Origin of the sequence: Lysinibacillus sp. FSL K6-0102, assembly GCF_038003545.1 — a bacterium.
GTDB lineage: Bacteria > Bacillota > Bacilli > Bacillales_A > Planococcaceae > Lysinibacillus > Lysinibacillus capsici.
This window is the reverse complement of the sequence record NZ_JBBOPH010000001.1, coordinates 1,846,811-1,870,760: the sequence shown is the minus strand read 5'-3', so window position 1 is coordinate 1,870,760 and position 23,950 is coordinate 1,846,811. Positions and strand designations below refer to the sequence as shown.

The 23,950-nt window shown below is 38.0% G+C and carries 23 protein-coding genes and 1 pseudogene; 9 read left to right on the top strand and 15 right to left on the bottom strand.

What is annotated here, in order from left to right; all coding sequences use genetic code 11:
• The first annotated feature begins 37 nt into the window (after nucleotides 1-37).
• Nucleotides 38-694 carry an amino acid ABC transporter permease gene (locus NYE73_RS09260; RefSeq protein ID WP_004269380.1) on the top strand — a complete coding sequence of 219 codons (657 nt, stop codon included), beginning with the start codon at nucleotides 38-40 and terminating at the stop codon, nucleotides 692-694.
• A gap of 11 nt (nucleotides 695-705) precedes the next feature.
• Nucleotides 706-1,452, top strand: a complete 747-nt coding sequence (locus tag NYE73_RS09255; RefSeq protein WP_259948649.1) for an amino acid ABC transporter ATP-binding protein — start codon at nucleotides 706-708, stop codon at nucleotides 1,450-1,452.
• Nucleotides 1,453-1,547: 95 nt separating this feature from the next.
• On the opposite strand, the gene NYE73_RS09250 is transcribed toward NYE73_RS09255, so the two are convergent.
• The 5 genes and pseudogenes from NYE73_RS09250 to NYE73_RS09230 all read right to left on the bottom strand — a co-directional run bounded on the left by NYE73_RS09250 (nucleotide 1,548) and on the right by NYE73_RS09230 (nucleotide 7,243).
• Nucleotides 1,548-3,608 (bottom strand): HAMP domain-containing sensor histidine kinase, encoded by a 2,061-nt coding sequence (locus tag NYE73_RS09250; RefSeq protein WP_259948647.1) that lies wholly within the window; start codon nucleotides 3,606-3,608, stop codon nucleotides 1,548-1,550.
• The gene (locus NYE73_RS09245; protein WP_259948644.1) at nucleotides 3,586-4,281 is read right to left on the bottom strand and encodes a response regulator transcription factor; all 696 of its coding nucleotides are present in this window, start codon (nucleotides 4,279-4,281) and stop codon (nucleotides 3,586-3,588) included. Before NYE73_RS09245 ends, NYE73_RS09250 begins: the two co-directional genes overlap by 23 nt.
• A gap of 253 nt (nucleotides 4,282-4,534) precedes the next feature.
• Nucleotides 4,535-5,153: pseudogene (locus NYE73_RS09240) on the bottom strand (NUDIX hydrolase).
• 495 nt (nucleotides 5,154-5,648) lie between these two features.
• Nucleotides 5,649-6,839 carry an MFS transporter gene (locus NYE73_RS09235; RefSeq protein ID WP_373275171.1) on the bottom strand — a complete coding sequence of 397 codons (1,191 nt, stop codon included), beginning with the start codon at nucleotides 6,837-6,839 and terminating at the stop codon, nucleotides 5,649-5,651.
• A gap of 5 nt (nucleotides 6,840-6,844) precedes the next feature.
• On the bottom strand, nucleotides 6,845-7,243 hold the full coding sequence (locus NYE73_RS09230) for a MarR family winged helix-turn-helix transcriptional regulator (protein WP_004269373.1): 399 nt from the start codon (nucleotides 7,241-7,243) through the stop codon (nucleotides 6,845-6,847).
• Between the two features lie 167 nt (nucleotides 7,244-7,410).
• Here NYE73_RS09230 and NYE73_RS09225 point away from each other — a divergent pair, with 167 nt between their 5' ends.
• Entirely contained in the window at nucleotides 7,411-7,965 is a 555-nt protein-coding gene (locus NYE73_RS09225; RefSeq protein ID WP_054550803.1) for a DJ-1/PfpI family protein, read from the top strand.
• A gap of 35 nt (nucleotides 7,966-8,000) precedes the next feature.
• Here the strand turns inward: NYE73_RS09225 and NYE73_RS09220 are convergent, their stop codons facing one another.
• From NYE73_RS09220 to NYE73_RS09200, 5 genes are all read right to left on the bottom strand, one after another.
• Entirely contained in the window at nucleotides 8,001-8,330 is a 330-nt protein-coding gene (locus NYE73_RS09220; RefSeq protein ID WP_054550802.1) for a DUF3889 domain-containing protein, read from the bottom strand.
• Between the two features lie 55 nt (nucleotides 8,331-8,385).
• Entirely contained in the window at nucleotides 8,386-8,517 is a 132-nt protein-coding gene (locus tag NYE73_RS09215; RefSeq protein WP_004269370.1) for a hypothetical protein, read from the bottom strand.
• Between the two features lie 14 nt (nucleotides 8,518-8,531).
• The gene (locus NYE73_RS09210; protein ID WP_004269369.1) at nucleotides 8,532-8,756 is read right to left on the bottom strand and encodes a hypothetical protein; all 225 of its coding nucleotides are present in this window, start codon (nucleotides 8,754-8,756) and stop codon (nucleotides 8,532-8,534) included.
• 126 nt (nucleotides 8,757-8,882) lie between these two features.
• Nucleotides 8,883-9,719 carry a type II pantothenate kinase gene (gene coaW, locus NYE73_RS09205; protein ID WP_036076313.1) on the bottom strand — a complete coding sequence of 279 codons (837 nt, stop codon included), beginning with the start codon at nucleotides 9,717-9,719 and terminating at the stop codon, nucleotides 8,883-8,885.
• A 636-nt stretch (nucleotides 9,720-10,355) separates the two neighbouring features.
• The gene (locus tag NYE73_RS09200; protein ID WP_004269367.1) at nucleotides 10,356-11,090 is read right to left on the bottom strand and encodes an SDR family NAD(P)-dependent oxidoreductase; all 735 of its coding nucleotides are present in this window, start codon (nucleotides 11,088-11,090) and stop codon (nucleotides 10,356-10,358) included.
• A 214-nt stretch (nucleotides 11,091-11,304) separates the two neighbouring features.
• On the opposite strand from NYE73_RS09200, the gene NYE73_RS09195 reads away from it, so the two are divergent.
• Nucleotides 11,305-12,126, top strand: a complete 822-nt coding sequence (locus NYE73_RS09195; protein ID WP_082148098.1) for a squalene/phytoene synthase family protein — start codon at nucleotides 11,305-11,307, stop codon at nucleotides 12,124-12,126.
• Nucleotides 12,127-12,167: 41 nt separating this feature from the next.
• On the opposite strand, the gene NYE73_RS09190 is transcribed toward NYE73_RS09195, so the two are convergent.
• Complete coding sequence (locus NYE73_RS09190; protein ID WP_259948631.1) at nucleotides 12,168-12,656, bottom strand: metal-dependent hydrolase; 489 nt, start codon at nucleotides 12,654-12,656, stop codon at nucleotides 12,168-12,170.
• Nucleotides 12,657-12,812: 156 nt separating this feature from the next.
• Here NYE73_RS09190 and NYE73_RS09185 point away from each other — a divergent pair, with 156 nt between their 5' ends.
• The gene (locus NYE73_RS09185) at nucleotides 12,813-14,045 is read left to right on the top strand and encodes a ferredoxin reductase family protein (protein ID WP_259948630.1); all 1,233 of its coding nucleotides are present in this window, start codon (nucleotides 12,813-12,815) and stop codon (nucleotides 14,043-14,045) included.
• 37 nt (nucleotides 14,046-14,082) lie between these two features.
• On the opposite strand, the gene NYE73_RS09180 is transcribed toward NYE73_RS09185, so the two are convergent.
• A complete protein-coding gene (locus tag NYE73_RS09180) occupies nucleotides 14,083-16,113 on the bottom strand; it encodes a methyl-accepting chemotaxis protein (RefSeq protein ID WP_259948628.1) in 2,031 nt (676 codons plus the stop codon).
• Between the two features lie 194 nt (nucleotides 16,114-16,307).
• Between NYE73_RS09180 and NYE73_RS09175 the strand changes: the two genes are divergently transcribed.
• Together NYE73_RS09175 and NYE73_RS09170 are read left to right on the top strand one after the other, a co-directional pair.
• Nucleotides 16,308-16,934: a nitroreductase family protein gene (locus tag NYE73_RS09175; RefSeq protein ID WP_016992492.1), complete on the top strand. Its 627-nt coding sequence runs from the start codon at nucleotides 16,308-16,310 to the stop codon at nucleotides 16,932-16,934.
• Nucleotides 16,935-17,284: 350 nt separating this feature from the next.
• On the top strand, nucleotides 17,285-17,782 hold the full coding sequence (locus NYE73_RS09170; protein WP_004269361.1) for a hypothetical protein: 498 nt from the start codon (nucleotides 17,285-17,287) through the stop codon (nucleotides 17,780-17,782).
• A gap of 28 nt (nucleotides 17,783-17,810) precedes the next feature.
• On the opposite strand, the gene NYE73_RS09165 is transcribed toward NYE73_RS09170, so the two are convergent.
• Nucleotides 17,811-18,860: a DUF1835 domain-containing protein gene (locus NYE73_RS09165; protein ID WP_259948624.1), complete on the bottom strand. Its 1,050-nt coding sequence runs from the start codon at nucleotides 18,858-18,860 to the stop codon at nucleotides 17,811-17,813.
• Between the two features lie 141 nt (nucleotides 18,861-19,001).
• Here NYE73_RS09165 and NYE73_RS09160 point away from each other — a divergent pair, with 141 nt between their 5' ends.
• On the top strand, nucleotides 19,002-20,171 hold the full coding sequence (locus tag NYE73_RS09160) for a pyridoxal-phosphate-dependent aminotransferase family protein (protein ID WP_066037696.1): 1,170 nt from the start codon (nucleotides 19,002-19,004) through the stop codon (nucleotides 20,169-20,171).
• Between the two features lie 284 nt (nucleotides 20,172-20,455).
• On the opposite strand, the gene NYE73_RS09155 is transcribed toward NYE73_RS09160, so the two are convergent.
• Both NYE73_RS09155 and NYE73_RS09150 read right to left on the bottom strand, forming a co-directional pair.
• Nucleotides 20,456-21,784: a D-serine ammonia-lyase gene (locus tag NYE73_RS09155; RefSeq protein ID WP_066037695.1), complete on the bottom strand. Its 1,329-nt coding sequence runs from the start codon at nucleotides 21,782-21,784 to the stop codon at nucleotides 20,456-20,458.
• Nucleotides 21,774-22,247 carry a YaiI/YqxD family protein gene (locus NYE73_RS09150; protein WP_004269357.1) on the bottom strand — a complete coding sequence of 158 codons (474 nt, stop codon included), beginning with the start codon at nucleotides 22,245-22,247 and terminating at the stop codon, nucleotides 21,774-21,776. Before NYE73_RS09150 ends, NYE73_RS09155 begins: the two co-directional genes overlap by 11 nt.
• 175 nt (nucleotides 22,248-22,422) lie before the next feature.
• Here NYE73_RS09150 and gdhA point away from each other — a divergent pair, with 175 nt between their 5' ends.
• The gene (gene gdhA, locus NYE73_RS09145; RefSeq protein WP_004269356.1) at nucleotides 22,423-23,796 is read left to right on the top strand and encodes an NADP-specific glutamate dehydrogenase; all 1,374 of its coding nucleotides are present in this window, start codon (nucleotides 22,423-22,425) and stop codon (nucleotides 23,794-23,796) included.
• Nucleotides 23,797-23,950: the final 154 nt, after the last annotated feature.

Below are 23,950 nucleotides of genomic sequence, written 5' to 3'. Positions count from 1 at the left end.
TTAGCGGAACTCTTACTCTTTTTGGAGGGACATCGTTATGGCGGATTACTGGCAAACTATGATATTACCGATGCTAGAAGGGGCAAAAATGACAGTTTTACTGTTCTTCATTGCCATTCTGGTATCGATTCCATTTGGCTTTTTACTAACACTCGCCGTAAAAAGTCGGATAAAACCACTCGCTTGGCTTGCACATACGTATATTTATATCATGCGTGGTACACCACTATTACTACAATTATTATTAATTTGCTTTGGTTTACCTATGCTGCCAGTAATCGGTGAATATTTAGTACTCGATCGTTTTGTGGCCGCTTGTCTTGGCTTTATTTTAAATTATGCTGCCTACTTTGCAGAAATATTCCGTGGTGGTCTTCTTGCCATCGATAAAGGACAATATGAGGCAGCCCAGGTACTCGGCTTATCCAAATGGCAAACGACGACACGTGTTATTTTGCCACAAATGTTTCGTGTCGCCTTACCCGCATTATCAAATGAATCCGTTACACTAATTAAGGATACAGCCCTACTTTATGCAGTTGCTGTTCCAGAATTACTACATTTTGCGCAAACAGCTGTCAATCGTGACTTCACAATTACACCGTTCTTTATTGCTGGTGCAATTTACTTAGTCATGACCCTTGTCTTGACGGTGTTCTTTAAATGGCTAGAAAAACGCTTTAAATTCGAATAGAGGTGACACATATGGCATTAATGGAAGTAACAAATTTGAAGAAATCTTTCGATCAGGTGGAGGTTCTGAAACAAATTACATTTTCAGTAGAGAAGAATGATGTCATTGCAGTTATCGGTCCCTCTGGATCTGGGAAAAGTACAATGCTTCGAAGCTTAATACATTTAGAAGAAATCGATGGTGGCAGTATTGTAGTAGATGGCGATTATTTAGTGCAAGATGGTCGATATACAAAGCCACAAGACATCAAAGCAATCACAGCTAAAATGGGGATGGTCTTTCAACACTTTAACCTGTTCCCCCATTTAACCGTTCAGCAAAACCTTGAAATGGCACCGAGCTTATTAAAAACAGAATCGGCAGAAGCCATTACAAAACGCTGTCAAGATTTACTACAAAAAATTGGTCTTGCCGACAAGGCCAAGGCTTTTCCAGCTAATCTTTCTGGCGGCCAAAAACAGCGGGTAGCAATTGCACGTGCCCTTATGATGAATCCTCAAATTTTATTATTTGATGAGCCTACCTCTGCCTTAGATCCTGAGCTGACAGGCGAAGTATTAAAGGTTATGAAAAGCCTAGCAGAGGATCAGATGACGATGATTGTGGTAACACACGAAATGGGCTTTGCACGAGAGGTAGCAAACAAGGTCGTCTTTATGGATGGTGGTCAAATTATCGAATCCGATCATCCAGACAACTTCTTTATAAACCCTCAAAACGACCGTACAAAGGCATTTTTACAAAAGAATTTTAACTAAGTTAAGGGAGAGTTGGCTTATGCCGCTCTCTTTTTTTATCTTCTTTACGTACACAAAAGGAATAGGACTCGCATGTATCCTATTCCTTTATTACATTATTCATTTGGAAATTTCGGTAGGTAAATCATGACCTTAAATAAATCACCATCTACTTGAACTAAGAATTTGCCATTCTGGATGTGAATAAGGCTTTCAGCAATCGACAACCCTAATCCGCTACCTTGACTTGATCTTGATTCGTCACCTCGTTTAAAGCGTTCCATTAACTCATCAACTGAAATATTTAATTCATATGCTGAAATATTTTTAAATGTCACAAGTATTTCATTCCCTACGTCTTCAACACCAATATATACCCTTGATGTAGGCAGTGCGTATTTAAAAATATTCGAGAATAAGTTTTCGATGGAACGCCATAGGAGTTTACCATCAGCCTTCACATACACTTTTTCTGTTGGATGGGCTAACTTAAAATCTAATGACGAGGCTTCAATTTTTTCATCCATTTCTCCAATTCCTTGCGTTAGTAATGAGACGATATCAATCCGTTCTAACTGAACAGGTATACTACCACTTGATGCTTTAGCCGCTTCAAATAAATCATCCGTTAAAAGCTTGAGTCTTTTCGATTTTTGATCTAACACATCTACATATTCTTCAATCATTTTAGGATCGTTTTCTAATTTCAATAAATCAACATACGTAATAATTGACGTTAAAGGCGTTCTAATATCATGCGAAACATTCGTAATAAGTTCTGTTTTTAAACGCTCACTCTTGATTTCACTATCCACTGCCTTTTTTAACCCATCTGTAATACGGTTAATATTTTCTGCAAGTTGATTAAACTCCCCTTTTCCGTCAACTTCAATTCGATGATGAAGATCTCCATTTTTAATTTGCTCTACGCCCTCTTTAATGCGGTTAAACGACTTCACCTTTCTCATTGCCAACCAGGCAGCAACCCCCATCGTAATAGGAAACATGAAAAACGTAGCCGCCACTACTAATGGATAGCCAATAATTAGCAGCACAATTTTGACGCCTGTACTGCCACTGTCAAAAACATGTTTCACCATAATAAATAGCTTTTTGAAAAGTTGATAGAGGAGTGTATGCTGAAATAACGTTCTATTTTTAATATGCTTTACGAGTGATAAAATCAATAGTAAGCCAATGATAAAAATAGGCACGGTGAAGAACATGTACATATCAGGGAAGACCTCAACAATCATGGCGATCCACATCGCTGTTAAGCAACCGATAAGCACAATATTAAGATCATTATAAAGTTTATCTATGACATGGAAATGAATTTCTTCTTTATCAAATGGCGTTCTTCCAATAACTATGATTAAATACACAAAACATAAAATAAACCCTGCTAGAAGTACCATCCATTCATTTAGAAAACCTTGGGCAGCCGCTTTATCTTTTTCCCATTTCGATATTTTTTGCTGTAGGTAAGAATTTTTAAACCCCACATAAATAACATCTGTTTGTGGGTTCAACATGTTAACTTCGTGTGTAAAGTAATCCAAGTATTGACTTTCTTTCACTTCATTTGGGTAAAGCTTTTGTTGATACTCTTCAAATAACATATAGGCATCAAAGGATTCAAATTGCTCTTTCTTTGTGAGATCACTATTGGAGAACTTATGTTCACCGTCACTCGCATAAAACACAATTCCTTCATAGGCTTCAAGCGTACTACGTAATTGATAAAAATTTCTTACCTGTTCTTTCATACTTTCTTCTTTTGTTCTAGCAATGTCTTTTGCATATTTTTCCTGATAGATGTGCTTATTTTCCTCTTCACTCAAATTAGGATTATATCTGTAAGAATTGCGAAAATCATAATATAATTCCTCTTCGATTCTTCTATTATCCTCTTCTGTTAGTGTCTTCCCACTTAAAATATATTCTTCACTTTTGTATTTTCCGATTAATTGCGCTAAAGGAGCAATAATGCTGTAACTTTCATCTGCGAATGCTCGACTTTCAAAGTAGTTATCTTGATTTATACTACTAAGATGAATCTCATTAAATTCCATGTTAATCATTACTCTCGCTATACCAGTTAAACAAGCGACAGCAATTAGAAACACAACTACTTTCGTAATAAGTGCATGACTAATACTTCTCAACTTTCTCAACCTTATACCCAACTCCCCATACAACTTTTAAATACTTCGGCTCTTTTGGATTAATTTCAATTTTTTCTCGAATCTTTCGAATATGAACCGAAACCGTATTTTCAGGATTAATAGCCCTGACATTCCATACCTTTTCATAAATTTCTTCAATCGTGAATACTCTTCCAGCATTGGCTGTGAGAAGCTTTAAGATTTTATATTGCACTGGTGTCAAATGAACCTCTTGTTTATCAACAGTAATGATTTTCTGTTCATCATCAATCATAAGACCACCCGTTTGAAATACAGCACTACTCCTCTCAAGACTTCCAAAGGTCGTATACCTTCTGAGCTGCGATTTCACTCTAGCCACAAGTTCTAATGGATTAAACGGCTTGGCCATATAATCATCTGCTCCGATATTTAATCCCAGTATTTTATCATAATCCTCTGATTTAGCAGAAAGCATAATTAACGGAATCATATTATCTTGCCGAATCTTCATCGTCGCCGTAATCCCATCCATTTTGGGCATCATAATATCCATAATAATAAGATGAATAATGTGATCTCGAATAAGATCGATTGCCTCTATCCCATTGTAAGCTTTGAATACTTGATAGCCCTCATTTTCTAAATAAATGCTAATCGCCCTAACAATTTCTTTATCATCATCACAAATCAAAATGTTCAACTACATTCACTCCTCCACCGCTTTAGGTTCATGTCAATCACCCCTATAGGATTCGTATAAGGATATAATACTAATTAAATCTTAACAAACTCAGACATCAATTCTTAAGATTTTCTTAGTGTTTTCCTTTATGCACACTTTATGTCAAATACAAATTCGAAAAAATCGAAGAATACATAAAAAATGGAGAGCTGGTTTGAGCGGCTCTCCTTTAATCGTCAAATATACAATTCATATTATTCAGCTTGAGATTTCAATCAAAATAGGTAGGTAAATATAGATTATTTAAATGACGAAAAGCTAATTTTACTTGTGATTCGGTATTTCTAGCCATTGATAGAGAGGGCGTTCATTTTCAGCTAAGAACGCAACAGCGTTAGTTTCCATGCCTTCTTCTGCACGTCCTCCAATGATTTCACATTGGATAAACATTTTATAGACATGGTAGAGAGATGGTGGATGAGGGTGGTACTTCTTATCAAATACACTTATGAGTTTGATTGCTTTTACATTAAATCCCGATTCTTCTTTCGTTTCTTTGATAACTACTTCACTAGGTGTAAGGCCGATGTCGCCCCAGCCACCTGGTAATGACCAATCACCATCCATCTTTTCTTTAACCATTAATATTTTATTGTCCCTAAAAACCACCGCCCTAATATCTATTTTGGAGGTCGCAAAACCCGTCTCATTAGCAAATAAAATCACGTATAACTGTCTTATCGATCTCTGTGTGGTGTGCTATAATGTCAACGCTTATTTCTCTTAATGATTCAAACCCTTTCCAAGTCATAAATATCCTTCGAATAAGTTAGTCCTGCCTGTGCAATTGATTGTGGCTGTTTTGCCCACTCAAGCCATTTAGGTTCCATATATTTTGTTTCCCAAAAATTATTGTAATCAATGACAATTAAATTTACATTATTTGAAAAAAACCGTTTATCCATGTTATAATTCTTAGTGAAGATGTATATAAGTAAATAAGACCATTGGTGCTGGAACACCAATGGTCCTAGTAACAAGATGAATCGCTTCAAAGGCGATTTGCAAAGTGATGAAAGTAAACCATCTCACATGCTGGCGAGGCAGGGGCGGTTTACTTTTTTTGTGTAAAAGTAAATGACAATGCAAGTACAGAAACAATAAGTGTTGAAAGACTTATCGCAACCATTATTGCTTCAAAAATAGTCAAAGGCATCAACTCCTTTCTCTTCCATAAGTTGAATGAGATAGGTTAATATTGTGCCAACCGCCCATGAAACCTCTATCTAGTTACTCTCTTATTATACCATATTTTGGTCTAAAACGGCCACGCTACATGATTGCCTATAATCATAAAAACAGTTGGGACAGGCCCAACTGTTTTACTATATATTCACTATTTTTTTCGGTTTCATCTTTGCAAGTCGTAATAGATAAATAATAAAGACAACCCCTAGTAAGCCTGCACCTGACAAGTAAACTGAAGCATAGCCTGCCTGCACGGCTACCATTCCTAAAATATAAGAACCTAGTGCGATTCCAAGGTCAAACATCGTAAAATAGGTTGCTGTAGCATAGCCACTTCGCTGGATGGCTGTGGATTGAACGGCTAATGCTTGCAAGCTTGTCGTCACAGCACCATAGCCGAAACCTACAAAAATAGCAGCACTCAAAAATAATACGGGCCCCTCTACAAAAGCGAGCATAACGAGCCCGATGGCGAAGGAGATAATGCCGGGAATAATAACAAATTGTGGTCCCTTCGTATCATAAAGTTTACCTGTGTACGGACGCGTAATTAACATGGATGCAGCAAACACCGCATAAAAAAGACTGGCCACAGCCATTAAATCCTTTTGCTGTGCATAGACCGATAAAAAGGATAAAACACTGGCATACGAAAAGGCTACTAAACTAGCAATCGCAGCAACAGGTAACGCTTTTCGCTCAAACAGATCATCAAATTTAAAGGTTAGTTTTCCTTCATGTGCAGGTTTCGGTAAATCATCAGTATTGACCGTTAACGCTAGAATTCCTCCTGCTAGAATACAGATACTCATAACGATGAACAATACGTTAAAGGTACTATATTGTATTAATAATAGTCCGATAAATGGACCAATAACGACAGCTAGATTTGTAGACATCGTGAAATAGCCAAGGCCTGCTCCTTTTCGTTTAGCTGGAACGATATCAGCCGCTAAAGATCCTGCAGCTGTTGTAATAATACTAAAGAAAATCCCTTGTATAAAACGTAGACCAAGTAAAAGGCCGAATGGATGAATAAATAAATATAAGACGGTACATATAAAATAGCCCCCGATTGAGAGGACTAACAGTTTTTTCTTACCAAATACATCCAACAGTTTTCCTGAAAACGGGCGTACAATGATAGCTGACAATAAAAAGCCAGACAATAGAAGCCCTGCCTCCTTATCTGTCTGATGTAGCTCCCCTATTGCATAAAGCGGCAAAGTCGTTACAAGTCCATAAAATACAAAAAAAACTGAGATATTCGTTAAAAATAGACTAATGAAACGCTTCGTCCATATTTGTGTATTCTCTTCTTGCTGCATGTCCATCAACCTTTCATTTTTTCCAATAGCTTCAGAAATTGCTCTTGTTCTTCAGCAGTTAAAGAACCTACCATTTCCTCCTCAAACGCTCGAATAGTCGCTGTAATGGCTGGTAGGCGCTCCTCTGCTTGTGTGGATAAAGTCACTATCTTTTCTCGTTTATCCTCACCATCTAATCGTTGTACCCAGCCCAATGCCTCAAGCCTTGTAATCGCTCTGGTGATACTTGGCGCTTCCACATTTAAATATTTCCAAATTTGCGTCAATGTCATCGGTCCATTTTTATGTAAGCAATATAAAATGGTCCACTGAGAACTATATAAATGATGCTGCTTCAGCACTTCATTTAAGCAATTAGTTAAATAGCGATTTTTTTGGAATAAAGCATGGAAAATTGGATTCATCACTATCTACCTCCTAAAATTATTTACCTAGCTAAATAAATACTATACGCTTCATTTTTTTCTTTGTAAAGGAAGTAATTTGCCAAGATGGCTTGACCAGCAGCAGGAAATTTGTTGCATGTGTCGAATAAAAGTTAATAAACTTTCAATGTAAAGGAGATGGAATCATGGGGAAAAAAGTTTTAATACTTGCAGGAGATGCCGTAGAGGCTTTAGAGATTTTTTATCCTTATTATCGTTGTCTTGAGGCAGGCTATGATGTCACAATTGCAGCACCATCAGCTAAGAAATTACAAACTGTACTACACGATTTTGTAGATGGCGTCGATACATACATCGAGCGACCTGCCTATGGTTTAGAGGCACATGCTTCTTTTGCTGATGTTGATCCAACCCATTTTGATGGATTGATTATTCCTGGTGGTCGTGCGCCAGAATACATTCGTTTAAATGAGCATGTGCCAACACTCGTATCCCACTTTTTCGAAGCGAATAAACCGATTGCAGCCGTTTGTCATGCGGCACAAATTTTCGCAACGATTCCTGAAGTGCTAAAAGGACGTGAGCTGACAGCCTATATTGCTTGCAAGCCAGAGGTGCAAGTGGCTGGCGCTACTTATATTGATGCCAATCTTCATACAGATGGCAATTTAGTAAGTGGACATGCCTGGCCTGATTTACCAGGCTTGATGCGTGCGTTTATTCAAAAGCTTGAAAGTTAAATGAATGAGGATGCCTTTTCTGGGCATCCTTTTTTTCATGACGTACTTTCTTGTAATTCAATTTTTTCTACCTTTTGTGTTGCACTTTGATAACTAATTCTTACATAGACACCAAATTCCTTATCGGGTTGCTTGAGCCAGAGCTTAAACTTTTCGATTGTTGACGCCCCATGTACTTCTTTACCCTCATGCAAATAATCGATAATTTTGGCTGAAGGATATTTTGCCTTTACCTCTTTGATGGCCATTTGTCCCCATTTGGCATAGGCTGGAGGTGCTTCTTGTTGTGCATTTGCAACCATTGCTGTTTGTATGAACACAGTAAGACAAACAAGCACAATCCCAAGTAAATATAACTTCCTCACTTGAATCACTCCTTTAAAAAATAAGCGCTCCAAAAAGATTTGGAGCAGCTTGTCTTTATTGCTTTGGCTGTTGAGGGTTATTATGAATGACTTGGTTAAACTCTGCTGAGTACTCCTCACGATCATTCTTTTTATGTGTATCTTCCTTCTTTTTCTTTTTAAAGCTTGTTTTTCTCTTTTTTGCCATGATTTGTACCTCCGTTATTTCGTTTTATTGGACTGCTGGTTTTTATCATGATTCGTTTTATTGTTTTTATTTTTAGCTTTTGCATCAAATTCTGCTGCGAATTCTTCGTTTAAGTTGTCATTCGGATTGTTGTTATTGCTATTACTTCGATCAAGATCCTTACTTTTGTAAGTACCAAAAGGATTATGCGTTCGCATATTCATGGTTTTACTGTTATTTCGATTATTACGTTTCCCCACGTAACATCACCTCCTGCACATAATTTGTTCAAATTGAGGCGTTACTATGTAGGTCAGTTTCTTCGCTAATTGTAAAAAAATGAACATGACTAATATGTATTAGTCATGTTCATTCATATTTCGTCCCTAGACAATTGTATATTCTGTAATGTTGAGCAATGCTCCGACAGCGCCTGAAAAACCATGATCGTTAATAAAGACAGGTGTATGCTTTTTCGTACGTGTATAATTTGCAATCACACGGGCAAGATGAGCATTATTGCTGAGAGTTGATCCAATATAGACAATATGCTGAGCCTTTTTTTCTTCCGCATATTGAATGCTAAGCGTGGTAATAACTTCACCTACTAGACCCTGAACCGTCGCTATAATATCCTCTGCAGGATGTTTCATGGACTGGGTAATGCCTACTTTCCCAAAATTACTTGCAGTTAAATGACCATCAATAGGTGTATCCATGCCCTGATAAATGTCCTTAACTAATAAATCAATGCTCTCACGATGGCCCTTGTCAGCCATTTCTCGTATTTCATTGTAATCTGTAATCCCTGTTGTAAGCGCTGACAATCCAATTAACGTCCCACCACCAACGCCTGTCCCGCCAACGCGAATATGGGTATTGCCCTCCATGTAATGAATGGAAGTGCCTGTCCCGATATTGGTAATCATGCTACGCTCAAAAAAGTAGCCTTCTTTATTTAGTAAAAATCGGACACCCTTTAATGTTGCTTCAAATTCCACTATATAATGAATCGATTTCATTGTTTTAATGACATCAAGTAATTGCTCTGTACGTCCCCCCGTAACACCAATATCCTCAATATCTGGATGATCGATAATCCATTTTTTTACAGATTGCAGATCATTAGACGGAAAGGTTGTTAAAACAAGTTCATTGTGTTGATCTAAATAAGCAACCTTTGTCAATGTGCCGCCTGCATCAATACCTATAGCCTTTGGCATACAATTCTCCTTTGTTTTTATTACGCAACTTTGTCATATAATGATTGCAGTTTACGCGAAGATTAAGGCAACTATTAAAGTACATGCCCTCATTGGTACGAAGGATTTTGCAAGGAGTTTTGTGTGCCAAAATCCTGACCAATTAATTTGTTCGTACAAAAGCTAAACGCTCAGTACAATCCCCCAAATTGTGTAATGACATTTTCGCCCTTTCTAAACTTTAACGCTGTTGAAATGATTGTGCAATAACTTCGTAAACTTTCATGAAAAAATCATGGAAAATATCAAATTTTTTCTATATGATAGCTGAATTTTAATGCATTTCTAAAGCTTTATTATCATTCTACTAAAAAAATAAAGCTTTGTTAAAGCATAATGCTGTTTTTGAAATTTAACGAATATTCTAAAGCGGAATATGAAGATTTATATAAACAGATTCCAGGAGAGCACTCATTAGTGCTTGAAATGAAGAGATTAGCTATGCACGATGCCTATCATATTAAGGCGCTTTGGGTGGTTCATGAAATAGTGATGGGAGAGTCCAAATCGGACGTTCCACTATTTAAATCTTGAAATGTAAAAAAAAGTGAAAATGCACTGCTTGAACAGGCACTTTCACTTTCCTAAAACGATTAATTAGCGTGCTGAATAGCCACCATCAATGACAAGCTCGGCACCTGTAATGTAAGAAGCTTCATCAGATGCTAAAAATAAAATAGCATTCGCTACTTCTTCTGGTTGACCAAGGCGACCCATTGGTGTTGCTCTTACTAACATATCCATTGCTTCTTTTGCTTCTGATAATTTAGCAGTCATTGGTGTTTCAATGACACCAGGGAATACTGTATTGACACGAACATTGAAAGCACCAAGCTCTGATGCCGCTGCACGAGCAATCGCACGTAAAGATCCTTTAGAGGCTGTATAGGCATTAAAGCCAGCGCCAATAATTGCTGTGTAAGAGGATGTATTAACGATAGAGCCTTTCCCAGCTTCTTTCATATAGTTAGAGGCATGTTTAATGCCCAGGAAAGGTCCAAAGGCATTGATATTATGCATGATTGACCAATCCGCTTGTGTAATTTGATCTGGCCCTTTTTCGGATGAAATACCAGCATTGTTAATTAAAATATCAATGCGACCATATTTCTCCACAATGGCTTTCGTCACTTCTGCCCAGTTTTCGTCAGAGGAAACATCTAATTTCATCCCCTCTACATGGTCAAGCTCAGAAATTTTTGCTAGGTTATCTTCATTAATATCAGCTGCAATTACCGTAGCACCCTCTTGGGCAAACAATTTCGCCATTGCTGCACCCATACCAGATGCGCCACCAGTAATCATCGCAATTTTGTTATCTAAACGTCCCATTTTTCTAAACTTCCTCTCTTCTGTAATGTGGTTTAACTTATACTTTCGTCCACAATGAAAGTATAGGTTTAAATAGTTTACTATTAAACTATATCACTTTTAGGAAACGTTTTCAAAGAATATCTCTCTAAATATGAACAATCTGTTTTATCTTTCCCTATTTTTACGATACGATATACTATAGATGTGGAACCATTTGAACGGAGGAATACAAGTGAACGAGCAAAAAAGACTTTACAAAGAAGCGATGCAGGTTTTGAAAGATACAAGCCGCACGTTTTATATACCTATTACATTTTTAAAAAATGATTTAAAGATATCAGTGGCTGCAGCCTATTTAGCAATGCGTGCTATTGATGAAATTGAAGACCATGAAGAACTTTCTAATGATGTAAAATTTGATTTACTGTCAGCTACGAGTGAATTACTAAAGGACAATTTCAATAACGAAGCCTATCAGTCATTACTTGCACCTTATGCAGAGCTATTACCTGAAGTATCCCTTCGTTTAGCAGATTGGCTGACATTTTGCCCTGAGGAATCGAGAAAAATTGTACAGGCTTCCACAAGTGAAATGGCTTTTGGGATGGCAAAATGGGCAAAGGCGAATTGGCAGGTCCGCACACGTGAGGATTTAGACGATTATACATACTACGTGGCTGGGCTTGTAGGGACGATGCTGTCTGAGCTTTGGGCATGGGGTGCAGGCGTTCAAACGGATCGCGAGCTAGCAATAGGCTATGGCCGTGGATTGCAGGCTGTCAACATCTTACGTAATCAGCATGAGGATTTAGATGAACGTGGTGTAAGTTTCGTACCAGAGGGATGGACACGCGAGGATTTATTTGCGTATGCAGAAGAAAATTTAGCCAAAGCAGATTTATATATGAAGGATATCAATAAACGTACTATTCTGCTATTCTGTCGCCTACCACTTGCCTTAGCGCACAAAACACTAAAGGCAATGCAAGAAGGACGAGAAAAAATGACTCGTGCTGAGGTAGAGCAAACTGTTGAAGAGGTACAGGCAGACTAACATGAAAAGCCCCAGTAAACGATTACTGGGGCTTTTCTTATTTATATCGCATCAATAAATCTTACAATTAATTCATAGCTGAAATAGATGGATAGCATCGATAACAACATCAGTACGATACCTTCTACCTTGCTACCAGTTTTCGTTGTAAGTGGAAAACGAATGGAGACAGTCGCAGGGAAAAATAGTTTAACCCCTTTTTTTGTACACATATCAAGTATGATATGACTAGCCATCCCGATAATTATTCCAATAGATATCGCTCGATAGGGAATCAACATATGTAATAAAACCATCATGCTTATTAAAAACAACAAACTATGTGTAAAGGAACGATGTCCAAATACTGTAGTCACTAGCTTCGCTATGAGGGGAAATGTTCGACCTATTTTACTACCTCTATGACAAATATCTGGAAGTAATGCACCAATAACTCCCGCACCAACTAAGACAAGTGGGTTATCATTTGAAAACTGCGCAAAGGCAAGACTTGCTGTAATGCCCCCAACGATATGGGTATTCCCTTGCATAAATTACTTCCACTCCTTTTCTCTTATTTTTCCTTCTTAATGTAACATAATTCGAGACAAAAGGGAACATACATTCCGAACGTACGCTCGAAACTTTTTCCACTCTGATTGTATAGCTAGTTAAATTATGGATAAACATAGTGATGGAGGTTAAATATGAGAGCCTATAAAGGAATACTTTTTATTTTCATCATTTTGTGTGGTAGTGCTTTGCTTTGGTATTTTAGCAAACCGATGGCACCGATTCATCCGTTGAACACACTTAGTCATGTCATTGGTGGCTTAGCCATAACTTGTTTATTTCTTGTATTCTTATTAGCTACACGAATAAAAATGTTAGAGCGATGGTTTAGTGGTCTTGAGCATGTCTATTTTTATCATAAATTACTAGCAATCCTTTCACTTGTATTGATTCTTATTCACGGGCAATTACAAAAAATGATTCCTGATGAAGAGCTAACGCAACAAACACCACTCAACGAATTCGCAAAAGATCTTGGCGAGCTTGCTCAATACGGCTTTATCTTCCTAATCATTCTTGCCTTTATTTCAAAATTCCTGAAGTACGAGCATTGGCGCTGGCTTCATCGCTTATTACTTGTACCCTATACATTGGGTATTTATCATGCTTATTTTTCTAGCCACTATGATTTATTACAACCCTCAGCTTTAGGGATTTTTACAGCATTAACAACTACAATTGGATTTATGTCAGCCCTTTATATGCTGACAATGTATCAGGATATGTTCTTTCCCTATAAAGGTCAGATTTCATCCATTCAAAGGCTGACTCCTGAGATATTGGAAATTAAGTTGAAGCTTACAAAACAGCTGGATTATCGACCAGGACAATTTCTCTTTCTGAAAGTCTTTCAAGAGGGTATCGAAAAAGCACCACATCCCTTCTCTATTTCTGGAGGGTGTGGACAACAAATCAATCTTACAATGAAAGCTATTGGAGATTATACCAAACAGGTCTACAACCTTATTCAGGTTCATACAGAGGTTGCTGTAGATGGACCCTATGGTCATTTTGACTTCGGCAACGGGAATGCACAGCAGCTATGGATTGCAGGTGGTATGGGCATCACCCCATTTCTTGCCTATTTACACACACAGCCTGATAAAAAAATTGACTTATATTATTCTTTTCACGGGCAAGACAATGTCATCTACAAAGATTTTTTAGAGGATTATGCACAAGCAAATGACCATTTTACTGTCACATTTATTGATACAACACAGCGCAATAGACTCTCTGTTAATGAGTTATCCGTTTCTCCACAAACTAGTATTTATATATGTGGACCAGAAAAAATGATCAAGCATTTCAAATCGGCTGCACCTAAGAAAAATGTAAAATGGGAAGCTTTTTCATTTAGATCTTAAAAAGGTGTACACCTAAATCTAGATGTACACCTTAGCACTAAATCGTGAATTTAGTTGCTTCTTCTTGCAGATTTTGAGCAAGTTGCGCTAATTGCTCTGAGGCTACAGACATCTCATTCATTGTCGATGCCTGCTCCTCCGTGATGGCCGATACATTTAATGTATGATCATTTGTTGCAAGTGCCTGTTTGCTAATTTCCTGTACTTTTTCGGTTACTGCCTGCAACTTTTCAAAAGCATCAGATGTCGTTTTGCTTGTCTTTTGCATGGTGTTTTGGAGACCTTCAGTTGCACTGGCAATTGTATCGAAGGTCATGCCTGCCTGTTGAACAGAGCCAATGCCTTGATGAGCTATTTTTCGACTTTGCTCCATCATCTCTACCGCGTCATTCATTTGTTCCTGAATCGTCTGCACAACCTTTGCAATATCTAACGAAGCACGGCTAGTTTGTTCAGCCAGTGCTTTAACCTCTCCTGCAACAACGGCAAAGCCTTTCCCTGCTTCCCCTGCTCGTGCTGCCTCAATGGCAGCATTAAGTGATAGTAAATTAGTTTGGTCGGTAATAGCCGAAATGAGCTGACTCATCTGCTCTATTTGAATCGAATGCTCCTTCAAGCCATTCACCAGATTAGCACTACTGTCAACCTGTGCATGTAGGTGGACAATATCATTCACGAAACCATGTATTTTTTGTGATCCGCCAGTAGCGAGTTCAGAGGTTTTTTGTGATTGTTGGACAGCTTCATGTAAATCGTCCATGGCGGTCTTCATATCCCCACCTAGTTGTGTTGTTACACCCTCTAACTCCCCACTCACCTGTTGTTGTGAACTCGTATTTTCTGCCACCTCTTGCATAGAAATCGCAACTTCTGTGACAGTTTTATTGACCTCTTGCACACTTGCCGTTAATTCCTCTGCAGTAGAAGCAACTGTCTCGGTTTCAGCTACAATGCGCTGCATCATCGAACCTAATGCTTCCACAGAGTCATTATAATACTGCGCCATTTCACCAAATTCGTCCTTCGTATGAACGGCCATTTGTTGCGTTAAATCACCTGTAGCAAGATAGCCTAAATGAGTATTCATTGTTTTCACTTCCCCACGGATATAACGAGCAAGGAAATAAATACTAATTGCGATAAGTAAAATTAGAACGACACTGATCACGATTTGCTGTTGAAGCATTGCCTGTATTTCGCCGTAAAGCTCAGTTGTCGGAACCAGTAAAACTAACTTCCACGGCATATCTTGTATTTGCATAAATTGTAAGGTAAAATCACTACCCTGACTGCTTGTATGTATTAACTTTTTTTGCTCAGAAATCTGCTCCACAGGCATGTTCAATAACTGCTGGATCGTTTCTTTATTCACTTTATTTACATCAGGGTGCGTTAAAATTTTGCCACTATCATCAATTAAAAATGCATAACCACTCTCTCGAATTTTCACGTCAGAAACAATGGATTGAATTGAATCTAATACATAATCCCCTGTAATAACGCCAATGGGCTTAGAATCTTTGACAATTTGTGTACCAAATGAGATAAACATTTCCCCAAGAGCTTCATCAAAATAAGGTGCAGTATGAACTACCTTACTAGATTGGATACTATTGCGATACCATTCTTGCTCGTGAAAATGATAGGCAGGATCTTCATAAGCATCCGTAGAGACAATTTTTTCTTCTTCCTTATAGGCATAAGGCCCGAAAATTTCTCCTTTTGCCACATCCTCCTCTAGCCATAATCCCATACCATACGTTTCCTTATTGAAAGGCAATAGCTGCTGTACGTAGCGAATAAATTGCTCTCTGGTCATCATACTGTCAGCCGATTCTATTGTTGTCTTTGCACTATTTATGAGCTGAATGTGTGCATGCAATTTGCTCTCAACGGAACCTGCAACATCATCCGCTAGTATAGACATTTCATTTTCAATAGAGCTTTCAAGTTCATTGGATACGTTCAAATAGTTAAGGAAGGTCATACCACCTAAAAAAACAGTGATGACAGGAATAAGCATTGCGATTTTTGCCATAATATTTAAATTTCCTAATAGCTTTTTCATTCACCTTCACTCCATATCTATTATTATTGCTCTATTCCATCTCTAGTATAAATGGATTATACCTACAAAAATATGTTTTTTTTGTAACTTTTAAATCCTAGATTCAAGACTCTTTAATTCGAGCAATTTACTTGGAAAATGAATTCATTTATCGTATAGTAAAAAACGCATCATACCATGAAGGAGACAAAATAATGACAGTGACAAAAAGTTCTTTAACTAAAGTTATGCACGAGCGTAAATCCGTTCGTAAATACGATGAAAACTTTAAAATCCCGCAGCAACAATTAGAAGAATTACTTGTAGAAGCAACGTCTGCTCCATCGTCTAGTAACCTACAGCCTTGGCGCTTTTTAGTAATTCAGGATGAAGCGGTCAAAAAAGAGCTACGTGCTATTGCCAATAACCAAGAACAAGTAGAAACTTCCTCAGCAATTATTGCCGTTTTAGGTGATACAAAGATGTACGAAAATGCCGAGGCTGTCTATACAAAGAACTTCGATCTTGGCTATATCAATGAGGCAACAAAAGATTTAATGATTAACAACTCAATCAATCTATATTCTCAACTTCCCCAAGAAGTGTTAAAAAATATCGTTACATTTGATGCTGGTCTAATTTCCATGCAAATCATGCTACTAGCTAAAGACATGGGCTATGATACAGTGCCAATGGGTGGATTTAATAAAGAAGCCTTTGCTCAACGCTTTGAATTAGCTGACCATATCGTCCCAGTTATTTTAATTGCCATTGGTAAGGCAGCCGCACCTGCTTACAATTCTTCCCGCATTGAACTTGAGCACATCGCCAAATTCATTTAATACACGTGAAAATAGTCATCTTACAATGTAGTTAAGATGGCTATTTTTATTTTTTGTGGCATTTCTTGTGCATCTACCATCATAGGATAGTAATGTTTTTGTACGTAATTTTTGAAATTAATAAAACGGAAAATGATTCTCAAAAACTAGCATAATAATGTTCCCAAGGATATTTTTTGCATTTTTATCACAAGGCACTCAAAAAATCATCATTAAAGTCTTAAATAATCAACTTCATTCTAGTACATTTGTGCGATTTCTACTAAATATTACATCTAAATTGTTGTAGCTTTAACATTTGAGGATTGTTATGATTAGGAGGTATTTTCATATGAAGGGAGGTTTTTCTGATGAATTATGACTATAATGATTCTTATTATTACTCAGATTTAGATGCAGCCATGGGTGGTTTATTTTTTATCTTTATACTAGCCGCTCTTGCTATTGGTTTAATTGCCTACATTATTAGTGCACTTATTTATTTTATGACATCTAAAACAAATGGTTTTGGAGATGTAGCCTATATTGCTTGGATTCCCATTATTAATGTATATAGTCTCTTCCTGCTGACAGCTGGTGGGGATACTCGAGAAACAATACGTGCAACAGCTTTAAAAAATACGCTTATTTATGCAGGCTTGATCATTGTTTCGTTTATTCCATTTATCGGTATTCTGGCTTCTTTAGGAGCGGCAGGCTTTACACTGTATTTCACGTATCGCCTATTCTACCGCTGGTGTGGCGAAACAGGTAAGGCAGTATTATACACAATCTTAATGGTAATAACAGGTGGATTGTTCTTTGCCATCTACGGCTTAATGCGTATGAACAGACCTTTCGTTGCTTAATTGTTTAAAACCTCTTTATGCCCTTAGGCTAAAGAGGTTTTTTACGTAATTTCACAGAGTAATGGTGCATGGATTTAGGAATTCCCTTTAATTCAAAAACCCCGCTATATACTAAATAGCGAATTCTATATTCTAAAAAGAAGATATTTGGGGGGGCATCCATTCTTGTTAATAGCTCTGAGATGAATTCACCTGTTTGTATAAAATCAGTACCCCATTGCTCCTTATGAAGTTGTTCAATCGTTGACATAATCAAATTATCATAATAGTTCTCTTGAACTGCTTCAATTTGTCGATGTAGCCATAGACGACAAACATCCTTTGTCTGTGCTAAACTTTCCCACTGTTGCTGAAAAATTAGACGCTCCTTTGCGGACATTCGCTTTATATCATACATTTCCATGTTCCATTGATGGTTGATAGCCCGCTGTTCACCTGTGTTGATAAGAACAACTTCATTGGCTTTATCACGTAATAAATAGAGTAGAAATCTAATACCACACTGTTCTTCTGCATTGTACCCACACCAAATGTAAATCTGCAGGTTGCTTGGAATATCCTGTATCTCTCTGATTGTGTTCATTAATTTATTTCGGTTTACAAAATCATCCATTCCATCATTAATATTTTCTCTTAGCCACTCATCACGGAATGCCTGTCCTCTTTTTTCATCGAGTTTCCACAAAGGTCCAATCGACAAATCCTCTGGAAACCCGATCACATATTTCGGTGGAGCAAGTGTCGCTCGTAAGGAGCCTGCTGCAGATTCCGAGCAAACAATATGTGCCATCTGTGCTGAAGTAGTAGTTATGACCTGTTGAATATAATCATTAATAATTTCTACCAACTGATAGAGCTCTTCCTGCCCCATAAAGAAAGACCATCCCTGCTGAGGTATGCTTTGTTCATGATGAAATGCTGTAAAAGATTCAGATGGCTCAAGCTCATACCCCTGCCATTCCCCCTCCCTCATCACCTCTGCTATTGTGATATACTCTAACGCTTGAATTCTATATACTAGCACCTGGTTTGTGTCGAAGAAGAAATAGATAAATGGATAATGCATGGATGTTTCCATTCGCACTGCCTCCTTTTTAAAAATTGTACCACAATGACAATCTCTTCCATCATTTTTCAAAAAAGTAGTTAGCTAGCACCATAAATATGCTATTATTATAGTTAGAAAATTTTGAATTTCTAGCAAAGGGGATAAATGAATATGTATGAAAATATTTTAAGACATCCGGGGCCAACACCGATTCCAAAAAAGGTACAGCTTGCGATGAATCAGGATATTTTTAGTCATCGTAGTCAGGAATTTGTAGAATTATACCGAGAAACAATTGAATTAGTAAAGCCTGTTTTCGGTACGACACAGGACATCTTACTTTTACCTTCGGGTGGGACAGCCGCGCTTGAGGCTGCAGCTGTTAATACTGTATCTGCTGGTGAAGAGGTTGTCGTCATCACAGTTGGAGCTTTTGGCGACTATTTCGTTTCAATCTGTGAGCAATATGGCTTCCATGTACATAAGCTCGAAAAAGAATGGGGACAGGCTTGTACAGCCGAAGAACTTCGAGCATTTTTACAGCCATTACAAACTATTAAAGCCGTTTTTGTGACGTACAATGAAACATCCACAGGTATTTTAAACCCTGTTGCTGAACTAGCTCAGGTGATCCGTGAAGAAACAGATGCCCTCGTTATCGTTGATGGTGTAAGCTGTATTGGTGGCGTTCCTGCTGAAATGGATGCTTGGGGCATTGATATTCTGGTGACAGGCTCTCAAAAAGCCATGATGCTCCCACCTGGACTCTCTCTTGTCAGCGTAAGCGAAAGAGCTTGGGAAGTCATTGAAGAAAATCAAACACCTGCTTATTACTTAAATCTTCAAAGCTATCGTAGCTGGGCGGAAAAGGGCATGACTCCTAATACACCTGCTATCACACTGATTTATGGACTGCATGAGGTGTGTAAATTAATCGAACAGGAAGGTGGCTTTACGCAAACAGTTGCCCGACATGACCTCATGAAAAACATGGTGCGAAATGCAATGAAAGCATTACACATTGAGCTATTAACTGAAGATCAATACGCTTCTCCAACTATTACAGCAATTAAAACACCTCAAGGAATTGATCTTGGTGAATTTTTGACGCATCTTAAGCAACACTATCATTTAGATTTCGCAGGCGGTCTAGGTCAACTACAGGGTAAAATTTTTAGATTCGGCCATATGGGCTATTGTTTCCCAAGTGACATTTTACAAGCCGTTTCCCTACTTGAGGCTGCCCTACAAGATTTCTCCTATGATTTCGAACCAGGAGCAGGCGTCCTTGCCGCACAAGAAGTATACTTAGTCGCACAACGTAAAGCACTACAACGTTAAACAGCAAAAACAGGTGGAGAAAAATGACTCCACCTGTTTTTTAATTTGATTTTGTTTCTACTAAACTTGAAATTGCGTTGCGCGTTTGTGGACGCTAATCTAAGCGGGTTGCTTCACTTTTTGAGAGCTTAAGACCCCTGTTTGAGCGGATCCACACATTTTGTGAGCGCTTTGGTCTCCTATTGGAGCGGGTCATCTCACTATTCGAATGCTTTACTGCATGCTCGAGCGGGATATCACTAATAGAGGTCGAGCTTCCATCCAAACATAGCTTCACATCGTCTTTAATTAAATTCCTTGGCCTTTGCTAAATAAGCAGCTCGCATCGTAGGTGGGACCATACTACCGCCAGTTGCCCATACAAGATGTGTGGCTTGTGGTAGATGGTTTACTAATGCGTTCTTTTCTAGATAGGATTGACCTTGTTGTAATAAACGAATGGCTCCATACATTCCTGCGTGTGCAGATGGCTCTAAAAATAAACCTTCACTTTCCATCGCTAATCCCAGAGATGTAAACAGCTCTTCATCTGATACAGTATAGCAACCACTTATATACGTCTCCATCACTTTTCCTACAAATTTGGAGGCACGACCAACGGCTAACCCATCCGCTTCTGTTCGATTGTCAAGGCCAATATCTTCTACACTAATTGCATCATGTAAGCCTGTCATCAGCCCGATCGTCATACAAGGAGAAGCGACAGGTTCTGCAAAGAAAATATGCACATGCTCACCGTAAATTTCTTTTAATCCATAGGCAACACCACCTGGTCCTCCACCTACGCCACATGGTAAATAGACGAACAATGGATGTGCTTCATCCACTGAAATATTCGTCCTTTCTAGCTGTTCCTTCAAACGCTTGGCAGCTACGGCATAGCCAGCAAATAAATCCTTTGAATTTTCATCATCAATAAAATGACATTTTGGATCTTGCTCAGCTTCTTGTCGCCCCTGCTCAACAGCTACACTGTAATCAGCTTCATATTCAATCACTGTCGCACCCTTTTCACGCAGTAAGGCTTTTTTCCACTCCTTGGCATCACTCGACATATGTACAACGACATTAAAGCCGAGCTTCTTGCCCATAATGCCGATACTTAATCCTAAATTCCCCGTAGAGCCTACTGCAATCGTATATTGTTGGAAGAACGACTGAAATTCTTCTGTTGCTAAAATTGCATAATCATCCACTTCTTTAAGTCTTCCACTTGCCAAAGCTAGTCTTTCTGCATGTTTTAATACCTCATAAATTCCTCCACGTGCTTTGATCGAGCCAGAGATCGGTAATTCATGATCACATTTTAAAAGCAATTGGCCGGGAATCGCCACACCATATGCTTGTTCAATAGCACTTTTCATTGCAGGAATTTCCTTAATCGTTGATTCAATTAAACCATCACTTTCTAGAAGCTCTGGAAATGCTACTTTTAAATAAGAAGAAAAACGTTGTAATGTTGCTTCAGCATCATCCACTTCAGCCATAGTAAAGAGCGTTGTTTCAGGATTTTTCATCCAATTTGTATTTTCCCACAATACAGTAGCCTTTTTTGCTAGTTCGTTCAACTGCGGATATTGTTCGAATAGTTCGTGTTTATGTTCATTTTTCACCTGTAGATTCCTCCAGTTTATGGGCTAAAATTGCTCGTTCACAAATTTGTCGAAATTTCATTTCAAACGAAATATTGTTTTCTTGTGTTCTTTTTTTAGGTCCCTTTGTTCGTCCACCTGCCCTTCTAATTTTTTGACCAACATGCCGCATATCGAGCAAACGTTCGATGTTTTCATTAGACATTTCTCGTCCATTTTGATCAATCGGATACCCTCCTCGTGCTAAAACCATGGCTGCTAATCCGTAATCCTGTGTAATAACAATATCGTGTTTTGAAAGCGCGTTCACTAGCGTAAAATCAACCGAATCTGGACCTTTGGGTACAATAATTGTTATTACATTATCACGTTCAACACGATGTGATGTATCGCAAAACAAGATAGTTTCTATCTCAAACTCAGATGATATAGATAGCGCTAAATCCACTACTGGACAGGCATCAGCGTCTATAAGAACCTTCACAATAAGGCATCATTCCTTTCTCGTAATTAGATGAATCACTTAGAACTAAATTATTTTAATATAATTTTAAAACAACCTCTCTTGCTCAATTTTTCACAAACTTTAAAAGTATTTTATTGAATAGTTTGAAAAATAGATATACGATACATCTATCAACTAAATGGGGGTTTTATTTATGACAATTACAACTGTTAGCAATGAACAATTAGCAAAAGAATACGTAGATGGCGTATTTGAGCAACTTAAACAACAGAATAGTCATCAAGCGGAATTTTTACAAGCAGCTGAAGAAATTTTCATCTCATTAGTACCTGTATTCGCGCAACATCCTGAATATATTAAGGCCAATATTTTATCTCGTATTGTGGAGCCAGATCGTATTATTTCTTTCCGTGTAGCATGGCAAGATGATAACAATCAAGTGCAAGTGAATCGTGGCTATCGTGTACAATACAGCAATGTCATGGGCCCATATAAAGGCGGTCTTCGCTTCCATCCTTCCGTAAATGAATCCATCATTAAGTTCCTAGGCTTTGAGCAAATCTTTAAAAATGCTTTAACAGGGCAACCTATCGGTGGTGGTAAAGGTGGTTCAAACTTTGACCCGAAAGGTAAATCAGATTCAGAAATTATGCGTTTCTGCCAAGCATTCATGACTGAATTATACCGTCATATTGGTCCAGATGTCGATGTTCCTGCTGGTGATATTGGCGTAGGTGCTCGTGAAGTAGGTTATTTATGGGGTCAATATAAGCGTTTAACAAAAGCAAATGAATCAGGTGTATTAACTGGTAAGACTCCTGGCTACGGTGGCTCTTTAGCACGTAAAGAAGCAACTGGTTACGGTACTGTTTACTTTGTGAACGAAATGCTAAAGGATGCAAATGACTCATTCGAAGGAAAAACAGTAGTTGTTTCTGGATCTGGTAATGTGTCTACGTATGCGATTGAAAAAGCGCAACAGTATGGTGCCAAAGTGGTTGCTTGCTCGGACTCTTCAGGCTATATCTATGATCCAGAGGGCTTAGATTTAGATGCTATCAAAGAAATTAAAGAAGTAAAAGGTGACCGTATCTCAACTTACGTTAATTACCGACCAAATGCTACTTTTACAGAAGGTTGTACAGGAATTTGGACGATTCCTTGTGATATTGCCCTACCATGTGCTACGCAAAATGAAATTAACGGTGAGTCAGCTCGTACATTAATTTCGAATGGTGTGAAAGCAATTGGTGAAGGTGCTAATATGCCATCAGACCTTGAAGCAATCAATGAATTCCTAGAGGCAGGCGTATTATTTGGTCCAGCAAAAGCAGCGAATGCTGGTGGAGTTGCGGTATCTGCTCTTGAAATGGCACAAGATTCTAGTCGCGTATTTTGGTCATTTGAAGAAGTAGATGCGAAACTTCATCAAATTATGAAAAATATTTATACAGACAGCAAAGCGGCAGCAGAAAAATATGGCTTCCCAGGTAACCTAGTAGTTGGTGCAAACATTGCTGGCTTTATCAAAGTAGCAGATGGAATGCTTACTGAAGGCGTCTATTAATAACCTTCTATTTTCAATGTTTCCTAGAATTTGATTTCGGAATATTCTTATTTTCAACCAAGGTGGTAACGAACATTCGTTATCACCTTATTTTTTATTTGCAATTCCGTTATAAAACATCAAAATAAACGTTTTAAACGAACATTTTTATCAT